The organism is Rhodococcus sp. 06-221-2 (genome assembly GCF_002258365.1).
Taxonomy (GTDB): domain Bacteria; phylum Actinomycetota; class Actinomycetes; order Mycobacteriales; family Mycobacteriaceae; genus Rhodococcoides; species Rhodococcoides fascians.
The window spans coordinates 476345-490791 of the sequence record NZ_NOYJ01000035.1; the positions used below are offsets into that span (position 1 = coordinate 476345).

Below are 14447 nucleotides of genomic sequence, written 5' to 3' on the forward strand. Positions count from 1 at the left end.
AGAAGCGACAAACCCTGAACTGCGATGCCGCTACGTTGTGCTGATGACATGGCGATGGACGGTGGCGGTGATGCTCGTCGCCATCACCGCGGTCACCTGTGCGTCGCCGGCGTCGCTGAGTCCCCACCGGGTCGTCGCCGAAATCGGATCTGCAGAGGCATTTCGGTGCGACCGAGGGCCCCAGATAGACGAGCCGCGGCCGAGATTCCCTCGGCCCACACCTGGGACGGTGCCGGACGATTTCGTTCCAGTCGCCGCGATCGTCTGCGACCAAATCGACGAGGGGGTCGCCCCCGACACCGTGCCCTACCGCGAGCACAGATACGAAGGTGACCTCACCGAGGTGATCCGCCTACTCAACGCGCCGTCCGAAAGCACGCTGATCCGCGGCTATTGCCCGACATACAGCGTCGTCGAGCCGCCGCAGATATGGCTCGTCGACAACCGAGGGCGCGCAATGGAACCGACTCTCCCTACTGGGGAATGCGGGCTGCTGAATTACAGCGCCATCGCCGAAATTCGGGCACTCGATATGGTTACCGAATTCGAACACGACGTATCGGTGATCAGCTACGACCGGCAACGAGTCTCGAGCTGCTCCCCTCACTACTCCGAGGTTCTCCTCGGCAGTGAGCGCGCAGCGGGTCTGACCATCGGCTACACGTACTGCTTGTTCTCCGGCACCGAATTCACCGGAGTCACCGGCGAAATCGAGATATCGATCGAGGACTTGGCACCCGCCGGACCCTGCACGATGTCTGCGACGCGGACGGCGGTGACGACATATGCTGCTGGATGGCCGTCGAACATTCGCAATTTCACCATCGAACTCGACGGATGCCGTCGCGCCATTCCCGACGGGTATGCGCCGCTGCAGGCGACCGACGAGTTGTTGGCTGCGTTCTGGTAGACACGCGATATGCCCGCATCCATTGCCCTGCCGTCTCGCCGAGTCTTCGCAATTGCGTGCGGGCTCACGCTGCTGACGGCCGTCGGATGCAGTTCGCCGCCCGCTGTGCCCGACTCGCCCGCGCCCGCAACGACGTCTGCAGCACAGTCGCAGTACAAGCTGACGGGTACTGCGGGGACGCTGCTCGAATCGGAGGATTTCGGGTCCCGGTCGGCCAGGCTCGCTGCGACGGGTGCGACCGTCTATCGTTTCGTGTACGAATCGACGTCCGGTGTCGATGATTCTGCGACTGCGGTCTCCGGTGTCGCCGCTGTCCCACCCGGCACACCTCCGGCAGGTGGATGGCCGATCGTCGTCTACGGCCACGGCACCACCGGCGTACAAGCCGACTGCGGGCCCTCCCTCTACCCCGACCTACTCGGATTGGACTCCACGGTCGAGGCTTTCACCGAACTCGGCTACGTCACGGTGCTACCCGACTATCAAGGACTCGGCAGCGGAGACGGCACCCACCCGTACCTGGAGCCGCGCACTGCGGGCCACAACATGATCGACGCGGCTCGCGCCGTCCACAACGCCCTGCCCGAGACCTCTGCTCGGTGGGCGGCCGTCGGACTGTCACAGGGCGGGCAAGCTGCTTGGGCTGCAAACGAATTGAACTCCAGCTATGGGCAAGGGCTGGAACTGATCGCCTCGGTCTCACTGTCCCCGCCCACGGATCTGGCACCGCTTGCGCGTGCCGCCAGGGACGGCACCCTGACCACACCGCAGAAAGGGCTGCTGCCGTACCTGCTCTACGGGGCGCAACAGGTCGATCCCACTCTCGACCCTCGGGACTACAGCGGCACGGTGGCCCAGACCAACACAGAACTGCTACTCGCGTGCCAGGGCACGAACACCGCAACCAAGGAGCGCGCGGTCAGCGAGATGGCACCGACGGAGTTCGCACCGAGATCCCCCGAGGCAGAACAGAAGCTGTTCGATCTGATCGGCCGCTACACCCTCCCTCAGGTACGAACCACCGTGCCGATGTTCGTCGCCTACGGTGCGCGCGACGACATCGTGCTACCGCAGTGGACGGCCGACGCCGTCCGCGCAGCGTGTGCGCTCGGCGATCGGGTTGTCGCTCAGGAACAACCAGAGCAGGGACACAACGTGAGCGACGACTCGGCCATGCAATTCCTCGCCGCCGAATTCGCCGGTGCATCGGTTCCCAGCACGTGCTGACCAACGAAAGGATTCTTCGGTGAGCGGGAGGATCGCACGCTACACCCATGACGGACTCGAGTTCGACGTCCTCGACCAGGGACCTCTGGACGGACCGATTGTGTTGCTGCTGCACGGCTTTCCCGAACGTGCCGCGTCGTGGTCCGCCGTGATGAACGAGCTGAACGAGGCGGGGTTCCGAACAATCGCGCCCGATCAACGCGGGTACTCGCCGGGTGCCCGACCCAAACGCCGACGCGACTATCGCGTCGGTGCGCTCGTCGACGACGTCGTGGCCCTCATCGACGAAATCGGTGCCCCGGTGCATGTGGTCGGCCACGACTGGGGAGCGATGATCGCGTGGGTCACCGCAGGCCGACGCCCCGATCTGGTGTCGTCGCTGACGGCATTCTCCGTCCCGCATCCCGGGTCGTTCATGACGGCTCTGCTCACCTCACGACAAATTCTGCACTCCTGGTACTTCGCATTCTTCCAACTGCCGGTGCTCCCCGAGAAATGGATGACACGGCCTGGCCAGAGGGCCGAAAAGTGGTATGAGAAAAGCGGTATGAATGCGGACGACCTGGAGCGCACGCGCACGGACGTCGTCGACTACGGCGCACTTCCCTTCGCTGTCACTTGGTATCGCGGACTGCCGTTCTCCAACCCTGGTATCGGCCGTCTGCGCATCACAGTCCCGACATCGATGGTGTGGAGTGACGGCGACACCTTCATCGGCCGCTCGGCCATCGAACGCGCACAACAGTACGTCGATGCCCGCTACACCCTGACTGTGCTTGCCGGAGTGACACATTGGATCCCGACTCAGGCACCGACCGAAGCCGCGCAGGCAATCATCGCCAACGCCTCATAGATGCCTGCGGCAGTGGTGCGGTTATGTGCCCTCTGCGGCGCTTTGCCGCACCACTGCCGCAGGCACCACGGGCATACTGGAGTCATGGATTCCGTCGGACTTCTCACCGAACTGGTCACCCAGCCCACTGTGTCGGGTAATCCCCGTCCCCAGCGCTCGTCGATGGACGCAATCGTGTCCGTGCTCAGGGCCCGCGTCGGTGACCTTGCCATCGACGGCGATCCGGATGGTCCCCACCCATGGCTGTTGATCACCAATCCCTCCCCGCCGACGTCGACGCGATTGATGTTCGCGTGCCACGTGGACACCGTGCCGGCGGGTGATCTGTCGAATTGGCAGTTCGATCCCTTCGCTGCAGATATCGAACACGGTGTTCTCCGTGGCCGCGGCACCTCGGACATGAAGGCCGGGCTTGTTGCCGCCACCGCTGCGGTGATGGACGCCTTCGACAACGGGGTTCCTGCCGCCCTGTTGCTCACCAGCGACGAAGAGATCGGGTCACTCGGTGCGCGTGCCGCTCGCCACGCCGTCGCCGAGTGCGCCGTGGGAGCGGTCGTGGTTCCCGAGGCAACGGGGAATCGCGTCCATCTCGGGCATCGAGGAGCACTGTGGGTCGATGTGACCACCAAAGGCATTGCAGCACACGGAAGTACTCCGCATCGGGGTGAGAGTGCAATCATGAAACTGGTCGACGTGTTGGCACGAGCCCGCACCGAGCTCCCGCTGTCTACGGATCAGTTCCTGGGCGCCGAAACGTTCAACGTGGGATTGATCGACGGCGGCTCGGCACCCAACATCGTTCCTGACACCGCACACGTCGTCGTCGACCATCGCACCGTCGGGGACGGCTCGGCACTGCTGTCCTGGTGGCGCGATCAACCCGAGGTCGATCACGCCGACGCTCGCATCGATCTGCCCGGAGTTCGCACACCCCAAGGCGACCGATGGGTGGATGGCCTTCCGCATACCGTTGCTACAGAACCGGTCACGTACTTCACCGACGCGTCCATCATCGCCGCGGCGGCTCCCGGTGCCCCTATCGTCGTGTGGGGACCGGGGACGCCGGCACTGATGCACGCCGCCGACGAAAACGTCACGCTCGCCGAACTCGACGCGGCGATCGTCGCCTACACCGCGGCGACGCGTGCGTGGCCGACCGTCGACTGACGGACCACCAACTCCGGCTGCAACGCGATATGCGCAGTGCCGGTGTGATCGCTGTTCATGGCCTGATCCAGCAGGCGAGTGGCCTCCGCAGCGATTCGTTCCTGCGGTTGCCGGATGGTGGTCAGCGGCGGATTGCTCAATGCGGAGAACGGAATGTCGTCGAACCCGGTGACCATCACATCGCCCGGGACCGACAATCCCAGAGCCTGGCAGCTCTGCAGCACCCCGAGGGCGATCAGGTCGTCCGCACCCACCACCGCATCGGGCCGCGTGGGAGAAGCGAGGATCGAGCGCGACGACTCACGCCCCCAGTCGATCGAATAGTCACCCAACAACGTCCACTCGTCCCGCGTCCGAATCCCCACGCGCTCGGCATGGCGGAAGAAGCCCGCCCGCCGCAACTCCGTCGACGAATTGGTCAGCTCGGAACTGATGAATGCGGCACTCCGAACACCCTGTGCAGCAAGGTGATCCATGATCAGACCCTGAGCGGCATCATCGTCGACGCCGACCCAATCGGTATGAGTATCGAGAGCGAAGCGGTCGAGCTGAACCACAGGGATCGCACGGGCCGACGCACGAACCGCCTCGGCAGAACGTTCTCCATGGCACGGGCTGATGATGATGCCGTCGACCTGACGTGAGACCAGGCTACGCAGCCGTTGCGCCTCTACTTCAGGATCCGATCGCGAATCGCACAGGAACAACTGCAGTCCACGCTGCGAGAGAACGTGTTCGACGTTGACGACGAGCGAGGTGAAGAACGGGTTGGCAATACTGGGCACCACCATCCCGACCGTGTCCGTGCGGTTGCGGCGCAGAGAGCTGGCGATGATGTTGCCCGAATAGCCGAGTTCGGCCGCCGCCTGCCGAATACTCGCGGCAACGTCGTCCGACACCGGACGTGACCCCGAGAGCGCCCGAGACACCGTGGCTGTCGAGACGCCCGCGCGCTCCGCGACGTCACGAATGGTTGCTTTGCGCATCCAACTCCTACTCTCGCGTGTGAACCGAGGCTAGCGAACCGCACGGTCGCTTGCGATGCTGTTTACACAGTAGAGGTAATCGTTTACATAAACGACTCAAGAATTCCTTGACACGCCCCGGTGTCGATCCCCTACGGTGCATACATACGAGGCAATCGATTACATCGCCTTGGTCGACGCCCACACCAGAGGAGCTCCTTACGTGAGTACGTCCCCGTCGGATCCGAACCCCTCAGCCGCGCTGGGGGTATTTCCGACCAAGCCGTCGGCGCTGGCCGAGATGTTCACCTCCGCACCCGCACTCATCGGCGCAATCCACCTGCCCGCATTACCGGGCAGCCCGCACTACAAGGGCCAGCCCGTCTCCGAGATCGCAGCCTTCGCCGTGGAGGAGGCGCACGCGTACATCGACAACGGATTCGATGGCGTCATCGTCGAAAATCATTGGGACATACCCTTCCTCAAGCCCGGAGAGCACGGATACGAAACAGCGGCCAGCATGGGTGTCGTCACCGCCTCCGTCGTCGGTGAGTTCGGCAGCAGAGTCGGAGTATCCATCCTGTCCAACGCGGGCGAATGCGGCGTGGCCGCAGCGTGGGCCGCCGGAGCAAGCTTCGTGCGGGTCAACCAGTGGGCAAACGCCTACATCGCCAACGAGGGATTCATCGAAGGCCAGGCAGCCAAGACCACCCGCTTTCGCCACCGCATCGGTGCCGACCCGGTCAAGATCTTCGCCGACGTTCACGTCAAGCACGGTGCCCACGCCATCGTTGCCGATCGCACCATCGCCGAACAGACCGAGGACGCAGAATTCTTCGACGCAGACGTGCTCATCGCAACCGGCTCGAGAACCGGTGACGCCGCCTCGGTCGACGAGGTGTCGGTCATCAAGAACAACACGGTGCTCCCCGTCATCATCGGATCGGGAATCACGGCGGCCAACGTCGCCGACCTGATGAACGAGTGCGACGGTGCCATCATCGCTTCTTCGGTGAAAGAGAACGCACGCTGGTGGGGCCGTGTCTCCGGCGAGAAGGTTCGCGACGTGTCCCGCGCAGCCGGGAAGTAGACGATGATCGTATTTTTCGGCTACGCCAACAACGATGTGACGGTTCATGTTCCGCATGTTCCGACCCTCGGAGAGAGGGTGCAGGCCACGACGATCGAGTCGATCGACGGCGGCATGAATGCCAACGCCGCAGTGTCGGCAGCCCGCATGGGAGCCCGCGTCGCGTTCGCCGGAGCGGTGGGCCCGGACATCCGATCCTCCGAATTCCTCGCGGCCCTCGAACGCGACGGAGTCGACACCAGCTGGGCACCGCGCGACGCATTCCTTTCCACCGCAGTGGTTCTCATCGCCGACGGCGGGGACCGATCGATCATCAGCCAGGACGACGCCAACGACGCAGGCAGACTACGCACGGTCCTCGACAAGCTCTCGATCGACGGTGGACGCGTGTTCCTCGACGGCTACCGCGCATCGATGCTCCCACCCACGCTCCCCGACAACGTCGGCCTCGCCATCGACCTCGACGGCTGCGACGACGTCGACGCCGCACTGCACGCATTTGCCCTTGCCGACCACGTCATCGTCGGACGCAGTCTGTGGCAGAACAGCTTCGGCATCCCAGCCGAACGGTGGCCGATACTGACCGCCGAGCACGACACCCACCTCGTCGTCACCGACGGCGAACGCGGGTGGACTCTGGTCACACCCTCGGGTGAGACCATCACAGAACCGGCAGTATCGGTCGACGTCATAGATGCCGTCGGAGCCGGAGACTGCTTCTGCGGCACCTACATCGCCTTCATCGACGCGGGCGAACCCCCGATCCACGCAGCCCGAATGGCGGGAGCCTCGGCAGCTCTGGCCTGCGCCACAGCCGGACCACGCGGATGCCCCACGCCGACCGAACTCACCGACTTCACGACCACGCTCGCCACTGTCGACCTTCAGGAGACCCGATGATCAAACGCGCACTCCCCCTCGTTCTCGGTGCCGCACTCGCGCTCACCCTCACCTCGTGCGATTCCGCATCCAGCAGCGACACCGCGGGCGGAACCGACGCAGCCGCGTCGAGCATCCCGGATCCGAGCCGCGTCGCCGATTCGTGCGACGGTAAGAACGGTGCCCTCAAGGTCGGTCTCGTCACCATCAACCTCCAGGCGCTGTTCTTCAATCAGATCAACAATGCTGCCCAGAAGATCGCGGACCAGACCGGCGTAGAGCTGCAGATCATCAGCGGTAACGACGACTCGGTCAGCCAGGCCAACGCTTTCGACAATCTCATCGCCTCGGGCGTGGACGCGATCATCGTCGACGCCATCGACACGGACGGCATCAAGCCCTCGATCGTCAAGGCCGATGCTGCGGGCATCCCGGTCGTCGCCGTCGACGCCACCGTCGACGATCCTGCCGTGGACACGCAGGTCGGCACGGCCAACGCCGAAGGCGGAGTTCAGATCGGCAACACTCTCACTGCGTTGGCGAACAACACCGGCACCGTAGGAATCGTCGGCGCACTCAACAGCACCATCCAGCTCGAACGTCAGAAGGGCTTCACCGATACCGTCTCGGCGGCCGGGATGACCGTCGGCACCGTGGTCGACGGCCGCAACATCCAGGAGAACGCGCAAACCGCAGCCGAGAACCTGCTCACCGGCAACCCGGACATGCAGTACGTGTACGCCACCGGGGAGCCTGCTCTGATCGGGTTGGTCGCCGCCGTGAACAGTCAGAACGCGCAGGACCGAATTCAGGCCGTCGGCTGGGATCTGTCCGATCAGGCCGTCTCCGCTCTCAACGCAGGGTGGCTGAAAGGCGTCGTGCAGCAGAACACCTTCGAGTTCGGCTACGAGGCCATGAATGCCGCCATCGACCTCGGCTGCGGACGGACCGCACCCGCTGACATCCCGGTACCGACCCAGATCGTCACTCCGGAGAACGTCGGCGACTACATGTACTACCTGGAGAAGTAGCCCTATGGCACAACAAGACCTGACGGTCGCGCCACTGATCGAACTCTCGGGAATCACCAAATCGTACGGCCCGGTGAAATCGCTTCGCGGAGTCGACCTTCGACTCGGTCGCGGCGAAGTACTCGGGGTCGTCGGAGACAACGGCGCCGGCAAGTCGACGCTCATGAAAATCCTTGCCGGCGCCGTCCAACACGACGGTGGAGAGATGCGGGTGAACGGGGAACCGGTGCGCTTCTCGACACCGCTGGACGCGCAACAGAAAAAAATCGGCATCGTCTACCAAGACCTCGCCCTGTGCGACACCTTGGACGTCGCAAGCAATCTGTTCCTCGGCCGCGAGCCACGCAAGGGGCCGTTCCTCGATCGCCACGGGATGCACGAACGTTCCGCCAAGATTCTGGCGGACCTGCACGTGAAGGTGAAGTCGACCTACCAGGAGATCGGGCAACTCTCCGGTGGGCAACGCCAGACGGTGGCCATCGCACGCGCGGTCTCGTTTCGACCGGACGTGTTGATTCTGGACGAACCCACCGCCGCTCTTGCTGTGGCAGAGGTCGAATCGGTCCTCAAACTCATCACCGACGTCGCAGCCCAAGGCGTCGGAGTCATCCTGGTGACGCACCGCCTACAGGACCTGTTCCGGGTCTGCGACCGCATCACCGTCATGTACGAGGGACAGAGCGTCGACGATGTTCCGATCGGCGATCTGAACATCGAGTCGCTCGTCGGATTGATCACGCGCACGCCGGTTCCCCAGCGTTCACCCTCCTCGCCGGAAGGCCGCCCATGATCACCGTGGACAAGAAAGCCCAGCCGACCGTGGAGAAACTCGCGGCTCGCCCGACTCTGTGGCAGCAGACCAACAAACCGACCCTGGCCATGCTGGCGGTCACCGTCGCAGTGGCCCTGGTGTTCTCGGTGACGACGTCCTCGTTCTTGACCTTCACCAACATCTCGAATCTCGCGACGCAGATTGCTCCGGTTCTCATCATCGCCGTTGCCATGACGTTCGTGATCACCACCGGTCAGATCGACCTGTCGGTCGGAGCAACGGTTGCCTTCGTCGCCGCGATGAGCGCCGAACTCATCCAAGCCGGAGTCGACTCGTCGGTGGTATTCGTCGCGGCACCTCTGATGGGTGCCGCATGGGGCTTGGTCAACGGTTGGCTCGCCGCGTATCAGGGCATTCCGCCGTTCATCGTCACCCTGGCGACCCTGTCGATCATTCGCGGGATCGCGTTGTACAGAACCGAGGGCTTCTCGGTGCCGATCACTCCCGGTACCGCCTTCGCGAAACTGGGTACGGCGTCGTGGCTGGACTTTTCGGCAAGCGCATGGATTGCTCTGGCCGTAGTGATCGTCGGCGCTGTTGCGCTCAACCGCACACGATTCGGCCGCTACGTCACCGGAATCGGCTCGAACGTCGAATCCGTCCGACGCTCCGGCGTCAACACCCGTCGCGTGCTGATGATGACCCTGGTGTTCACAGGGCTCGCCGCGGGCATCGCGGGCCTCTTGATCGCTGCACGACTCGGTTCGGGATCGGCCAACTCCGCCAATGGTTTCGAGCTCACCGTCATCACCGCAGTGGTGTTGGGAGGCACCAACCTGTTCGGCGGCCGGGGAACGGTCATCGGCACCGTCATCGGTGCAGTGTTGACCGGCATCATCGCCAACGGCCTGACGCTACTCGGTGTGAGCCCGTTCCTGACACCGATCATCACCGGTGTCGTTCTGCTCGTTGCCATCTGGATCAACATGCGCGGGCACTCTCTGGCTTCGCTGTTCAAGCACCTGCAGAGCGCACCGGGTAAGCAATGATCGTCCAGACCGTCACCGGGCCGATCGACTCCAGCGAACTGGGACTGGTGCTACCGCACGAGCATCTGCACAACGACGCCTCGACCGCGTATGCCGAAGCTGCCGACCCGGCTCTGGCGCAGTTGCTGTCCGGTCCGGTATCGGCGGACCGCGCCTGGCTGCTGCACGACAACCCGTACCACAGCGCAGACAACTGCCGAGTGGACGATGCGGCGGCCGTACTCGACGACCTGAAAGTGTTCGCGGACAACGGCGGTACCACGGTCGTCGACCTCACGCCGCCGGGCATCGGGCGGCGACCCGAGATCCTCGAGCACTACTCACGCGAGTCCGGAGTACGCGTCGTCATGGGTTCGGGCTGGTATCTCGAACCCACGCACCCGCCCGAGGTCACCGCGCTCGGTATCGACAACCTCGCGGCCCGGCTCATCGCCGAATTCACCGGCGACGGGCCGCGGCCGGGGGTGATCGGTGAGATCGGCGTTTCGCCGTCCTTCACCGACGCCGAGGCCAAAGCGCTGAGAGCCGCCTGCATCGCCCAAAGAGAAACCTACGTACCCTTGTTCGTCCATCTCCCGGGCTGGCAACGCAGAGGGCATCAAGTCCTCGACATCGTCGTGGACGAGATGGGTGTCGACCCGGCAGCTGTGGTGCTCTGCCACATGGACCCCTCGGGCGACGACCCCGACTATCAGTGCGCCCTCGCCGATCGCGGAGTCTTCCTCGAGTTCGACATGATCGGCATGCCCTTCGAGTTCGCAGGCGAGGGCCAGTCGCCGTCGCCCGCCGATACGGCGTTCGCGATCTGCGGCCTCGTCGGTGGCGGCTATCGATCCCAGTTGCTGCTCAGTCACGATCTGTTTCTCAAGTCGATGCTCCGCAAGTTCGGCGGCAACGGATTGGCCTACGTTCCAGTCTCTTTCGCAGCGCGGCTGGTCCGCAGCGGAATGGACGCACACCACGTCTCCTCGCTCATGCAGGACAACCCCAGGTCGCTCTTCGAGAGCGCCGGAAAAGGATAGAGAACCACCATGGGTAAGAAAGTTCTGATCGCCGGCGAAAGCTGGATGACCTCGTCCACCCACGTCAAAGGCGTCGACGAATTCACCGTCCATTCCTATGTCGAAGGGGTCGGACCCCTGCGTGACGCACTCACCTCGCGTGGGCACGAAGTGGTTCACATGCCCGCGCACCTCGTTCCCACACAATTCCCCGGCACGGCCGAGGCCCTGTCCGAGTTCGACGTCATTGTGCTCTCGGACATCGGAGCCAATTCGATTCAGCTCGCGCCCAACGTGTTCGACCGCTTCCAGGCCGGCGACGACAGGCTTGCCGCACTGCGTGAGTGGGTGAGCAGCGGAGGAGGACTGATCATGATCGGCGGGTACCTGTCGTTCTCCGGTTTCCAAGCGCGCGCCGCGTATCGGCAGACTGTGCTCGCCGACGTATTGCCGGTGACACTGCTGGCCGAAGACGACCGAGTCGAGGCTCCCGGCGGAATGGTTCCCGATGTCGTCGACAGCACGCACGCCGCACTGGGTGCCAGCGGAACACAGTGGCCCGCCTTGCTCGGTTACAACCGAGTGGTACCGAAGGAGGGCGCTGCCGTGCCCGCCACCATCAATGGAGATCCGCTCGTCGCGGTCGGCGAATACGGCTCGGGCCGATCCGCGGTCTTCACCTCCGATTGCTCGCCGCACTGGGCCCCGCCCGAGTTCTGCGAACAATGGCCCGGTTACACCGACCTGTTCGACGGCTTGATCACGTGGGTTGCCGGCGCGTGACCCGCTCGCAGCAACTCGTCGAGCGTCAACAGCCCAACCTCGCTGCTGCTCAGCAAGTTCGGTTCATCGTGCAATCGACGGACGGATCACTCTCCGACGAGGCCTTTCGAAGGTACCTGGTGATCGAGGAGGCGTTCGTACTCACTGCAGTCCGCATTCTGGGGCTGGTCGTCGCGGAGTCGACGTCGTTGGACGACGCGTCGGATCATGTGATGTCGATGTCGAACCTCGTCGGAGAACAGCGAGCGTACTTCGCCGGTCTCCGCGAGAAGTTTCCGTTCGACGGCAATACCGAAGAGTTGATCGCGAGTTCCTCGGCGCTGTCGGACTATGCCCTCGGACTCGCGCAGCGAGAAGGTAGAAGTGCCGCTCTGGTAGCGATGTTCGCCGCCGAGACTCTGTACTTGTCGTGGTGCCGAACTGCGATGAGGTTCTCCACCGAACGCGAACCGGCACTTCAGGAATGGATTGCGATGCACACTCGATCAGCGTTTGCCGCTCAGGTCGACGCTCTGGCCCGAGAAGTCGACCGGATGGCCGCCGTGGACGACGAGACACTCGACAGGTGGTTCGAGGGGATGCTGGCCGCCGAAAACGAATTTCACAACGCAGTGTGAGTGCCTGCGGCAGTGGTGCGACTATATGCCCTCTGCGGCGCTTTGCCGCACCACTGCGCGAAGCGCACTCAGCTCTTCTGCGGCTCGATGGTCTTCTGCGTGTTGTCGTGGGCGATCTCGATCTTGCGCGGCTTCGCGCGCTCCGCCAGCGGGATGGTGACCGTCAGGACCCCGTTGTCGTAGGAGGCCGAGATCTTCTCCGCGTCGACGCCGTCTCCCAAGGAGAGTTGCCGACGGTACGTTCCGGCGAACCGCTCCGACGAAAGCCACTGCACACCATCACTACTCGGAGCGGTGCGATGTGCCGTCAGAGTGAGGGTGCCGCGGTCGATGTCGACGTCGATGGAGCCGGGATCGACGCCGGGTAGGTCGGCGTTGAGTACGTAATGGTCGTCGAGCTTGTACAGATCCATCGGCATGAATCTGGGCGCACGGTCCGAACCACTGGTCGCGCCGAGCATGCCGGCAGCAATGGAGTCGAGGTCACGGAACGGATCGAAGCGAAGCACAGCAACCACCTCCTGTACGACGAAGCGTCCGCCCCTGTGGCGGGCCGCCCTTCACTGTGCAGAACCCAAATTAGCACTCTCCACCGGAGAGTGCCAATAGGGTAGTTCGATTTTTTTGTGTCCAATTGTGTTGCAGTGGTGCAGCTGTGGGCTCAACTGCACCACTGCGGACATCTCAGGCTGCGTCGGCCAGTCTGACGAGATCGCGCCCCTTGGTTTCCGGTGCCAGGTAGGCCGACACCAGGGTGATCGCGGAGTAGATCACGAGCATTGCCGCGATGGGCCACCAGCTACCGGTCCATGCGGTGAGGCTGGCCGCGAGCAGTGGTCCGATGGCGGTGGCGAGAATGCCGCCGATCTCCTTGGACAGCGCGAGCTGTGTGAATCGGGTACGTGCGCCGAACAGCTCCGCCATCGTCACGCTTTCGAGCGAGAACAGACCCAGCACACCGAGGTTCAGAGCAAGAACCATTGCGACGACGAGGGCTACGGTGTTGCCGCTGGTGACCATCAGCATCAGCGGGAACGCCAGGATCATGGTGAGCGCACTGAGCACCATGTACATCGGACGGCGGCCGAACTTGTCGCCCAGGATTCCGATGATCGGAATGGTGGCGAATCCGATGAGCGAGCCGTAGACGATCGCGCTGGTGGCGATGGAACGATCGATCAGCAGCGTCGACGCGATGTAACCGACCAGGAACGTCTGAATCAGTCCGGAGTTGCCCGCCTGACCGAACCGCAGACCCAGCGCGATGAAGAACGCGCGCCCCTTCTTCTGCTTGAGACCGGACTCGAGAACGCTGACCTTCACGTCCTCGTCGGTCTTCTCGATCTCGTCGCGCGAGAGAGCCACACCGTCGACCACGTCGGCACGCTCCTCGAAGACCGGGCTCTCCTTCAGGTTCGAGCGCAACCACACCGCGAAGATCATCAGGAAGAAGCTCGCGAGGAACGGCACTCGCCAGCCCCAGCTCAGCAACTGATCCTCGGACAGGACAGCGAGCAGAAGGGCCCAGATAGCCGAGGCCGCAAGGGTTCCGGAGTTGGTCCCCAGGGAGACCAGCGATGCGATGAGGCCACGACGCTTGTCCGGTGCGTATTCGACCAACATGACCGTCGCCCCGGCGATTTCGGCTCCGGCACCGAACCCCTGGATCAGGCGAAGGGCGACGAGCAGGATCGGTGCCATGATGCCGATCGCGTCGTACGTCGGCAGTGCGCCGATGAGGGTGGTGGATGCGCCCATCATGGCAATGGTGATGAACAGGACCTTCTTTCGACCGATCCGATCGCCCATCCGGCCGAAGTAGATGGCACCGACCAGGCGGGCCACGTAGCCGACACCGTAGGTGGCCATGGCGGCGATCAAGCCGATCGCCGGGCTCACGTCGGGGAAGAAGATGCGATTGAAAACGATTGCGGCGGCGAGCGAATACAGCTGGAAGTCCATGAACTCCATTGCCGTACCCAGCCAACCGGACATCGCCGCCTTGGTGAGGTCTTTAGTGCTGCGAGTCGGGACGGCGGTGTTACCGCGATCGTCCGTCGACTCGTTGGTGTCCTGTGACATCCGAAGCTCCATTGCTGGTGA

The 14447-nt window shown here is 63.7% G+C and carries 15 protein-coding genes; 12 read left to right on the forward strand and 3 right to left on the reverse strand.

The window, feature by feature from the left end; genetic code table 11:
* Positions 1–43 precede the first annotated feature (43 nt).
* The 4 genes from CH281_RS23990 to CH281_RS24005 all read left to right on the forward strand — a co-directional run bounded on the left by CH281_RS23990 (position 44) and on the right by CH281_RS24005 (position 4157).
* On the forward strand, positions 44–910 hold the full coding sequence (locus tag CH281_RS23990) for a hypothetical protein (RefSeq protein ID WP_143544870.1): 867 nt from the start codon (positions 44–46) through the stop codon (positions 908–910).
* Positions 911–919: 9 nt separating this feature from the next.
* Complete coding sequence (locus CH281_RS23995) at positions 920–2137, forward strand: lipase family protein (RefSeq protein WP_094695698.1); 1218 nt, start codon at positions 920–922, stop codon at positions 2135–2137.
* 19 nt (positions 2138–2156) lie between these two features.
* Entirely contained in the window at positions 2157–2990 is an 834-nt protein-coding gene (locus CH281_RS24000) for an alpha/beta fold hydrolase (RefSeq protein ID WP_094695699.1), read from the forward strand.
* Between the two features lie 84 nt (positions 2991–3074).
* Positions 3075–4157, forward strand: coding sequence for a M20 family metallopeptidase (locus CH281_RS24005; RefSeq protein ID WP_094695700.1), 1083 nt, complete (start codon positions 3075–3077; stop codon positions 4155–4157).
* Here the strand turns inward: CH281_RS24005 and CH281_RS24010 are convergent.
* Positions 4118–5143, reverse strand: coding sequence for a LacI family DNA-binding transcriptional regulator (locus CH281_RS24010; RefSeq protein ID WP_027495434.1), 1026 nt, complete (start codon positions 5141–5143; stop codon positions 4118–4120). The two genes, CH281_RS24005 and CH281_RS24010, sit on opposite strands and share 40 nt — an antisense overlap.
* Before the next feature lie 202 nt (positions 5144–5345).
* On the opposite strand from CH281_RS24010, the gene CH281_RS24015 reads away from it, so the two are divergent.
* From CH281_RS24015 to CH281_RS24050, 8 genes are read left to right on the forward strand one after another with little or no spacing between them, the layout of a single operon-like run.
* Entirely contained in the window at positions 5346–6212 is an 867-nt protein-coding gene (locus CH281_RS24015; protein WP_230073156.1) for a BtpA/SgcQ family protein, read from the forward strand.
* A 3-nt stretch (positions 6213–6215) separates the two neighbouring features.
* Complete coding sequence (locus CH281_RS24020) at positions 6216–7112, forward strand: carbohydrate kinase family protein (RefSeq protein WP_094695701.1); 897 nt, start codon at positions 6216–6218, stop codon at positions 7110–7112.
* Positions 7109–8122 carry a substrate-binding domain-containing protein gene (locus CH281_RS24025; protein ID WP_045841061.1) on the forward strand — a complete coding sequence of 338 codons (1014 nt, stop codon included), beginning with the start codon at positions 7109–7111 and terminating at the stop codon, positions 8120–8122. The genes CH281_RS24020 and CH281_RS24025 overlap by 4 nt, the downstream gene beginning before the upstream one ends.
* 4 nt (positions 8123–8126) lie before the next feature.
* The gene (locus CH281_RS24030) at positions 8127–8912 is read left to right on the forward strand and encodes an ATP-binding cassette domain-containing protein (RefSeq protein WP_032367058.1); all 786 of its coding nucleotides are present in this window, start codon (positions 8127–8129) and stop codon (positions 8910–8912) included.
* Positions 8909–9943, forward strand: coding sequence for an ABC transporter permease (locus tag CH281_RS24035; protein WP_094695702.1), 1035 nt, complete (start codon positions 8909–8911; stop codon positions 9941–9943). Before CH281_RS24030 ends, CH281_RS24035 begins: the two co-directional genes overlap by 4 nt.
* Complete coding sequence (locus CH281_RS24040; protein ID WP_094695703.1) at positions 9940–10965, forward strand: phosphotriesterase family protein; 1026 nt, start codon at positions 9940–9942, stop codon at positions 10963–10965. The genes CH281_RS24035 and CH281_RS24040 overlap by 4 nt, the downstream gene beginning before the upstream one ends.
* A 9-nt stretch (positions 10966–10974) precedes the next feature.
* Positions 10975–11727: a glutamine amidotransferase gene (locus CH281_RS24045; protein WP_027495427.1), complete on the forward strand. Its 753-nt coding sequence runs from the start codon at positions 10975–10977 to the stop codon at positions 11725–11727.
* A complete protein-coding gene (locus tag CH281_RS24050; protein ID WP_094695704.1) occupies positions 11724–12344 on the forward strand; it encodes a TenA family protein in 621 nt (206 codons plus the stop codon). Before CH281_RS24045 ends, CH281_RS24050 begins: the two co-directional genes overlap by 4 nt.
* A gap of 68 nt (positions 12345–12412) precedes the next feature.
* Here CH281_RS24050 and CH281_RS24055 read toward each other — a convergent pair whose 3' ends face one another.
* On the reverse strand, positions 12413–12853 hold the full coding sequence (locus CH281_RS24055) for an Hsp20/alpha crystallin family protein (protein WP_027495425.1): 441 nt from the start codon (positions 12851–12853) through the stop codon (positions 12413–12415).
* Positions 12854–13028: 175 nt separating this feature from the next.
* Positions 13029–14426 carry an MFS transporter gene (locus CH281_RS24060; protein WP_027495424.1) on the reverse strand — a complete coding sequence of 466 codons (1398 nt, stop codon included), beginning with the start codon at positions 14424–14426 and terminating at the stop codon, positions 13029–13031.
* Positions 14427–14447 lie beyond the last annotated feature (21 nt).

What these genes read in the sequence shown, in the direction of transcription:
- CH281_RS24045 (WP_027495427.1), top strand. Translation starts at nt 10,975, where the DNA reads ATGGGTAAGAAAGTTCTGATCGCCGGCGAAAGCTGGATGACCTCGTCC.
- CH281_RS23995 (WP_094695698.1), top strand. Translation starts at nt 920, where the DNA reads ATGCCCGCATCCATTGCCCTGCCGTCTCGCCGAGTCTTCGCAATTGCG.
- CH281_RS24010 (WP_027495434.1), bottom strand. Translation starts at nt 5,143, where the DNA reads ATGCGCAAAGCAACCATTCGTGACGTCGCGGAGCGCGCGGGCGTCTCG.
- CH281_RS24020 (WP_094695701.1), top strand. Translation starts at nt 6,216, where the DNA reads ATGATCGTATTTTTCGGCTACGCCAACAACGATGTGACGGTTCATGTT.
- CH281_RS24030 (WP_032367058.1), top strand. Translation starts at nt 8,127, where the DNA reads ATGGCACAACAAGACCTGACGGTCGCGCCACTGATCGAACTCTCGGGA.
- CH281_RS23990 (WP_143544870.1), top strand. Translation starts at nt 44, where the DNA reads ATGACATGGCGATGGACGGTGGCGGTGATGCTCGTCGCCATCACCGCG.
- CH281_RS24035 (WP_094695702.1), top strand. Translation starts at nt 8,909, where the DNA reads ATGATCACCGTGGACAAGAAAGCCCAGCCGACCGTGGAGAAACTCGCG.
- CH281_RS24025 (WP_045841061.1), top strand. Translation starts at nt 7,109, where the DNA reads ATGATCAAACGCGCACTCCCCCTCGTTCTCGGTGCCGCACTCGCGCTC.
- CH281_RS24040 (WP_094695703.1), top strand. Translation starts at nt 9,940, where the DNA reads ATGATCGTCCAGACCGTCACCGGGCCGATCGACTCCAGCGAACTGGGA.
- CH281_RS24005 (WP_094695700.1), top strand. Translation starts at nt 3,075, where the DNA reads ATGGATTCCGTCGGACTTCTCACCGAACTGGTCACCCAGCCCACTGTG.
- CH281_RS24060 (WP_027495424.1), bottom strand. Translation starts at nt 14,426, where the DNA reads ATGTCACAGGACACCAACGAGTCGACGGACGATCGCGGTAACACCGCC.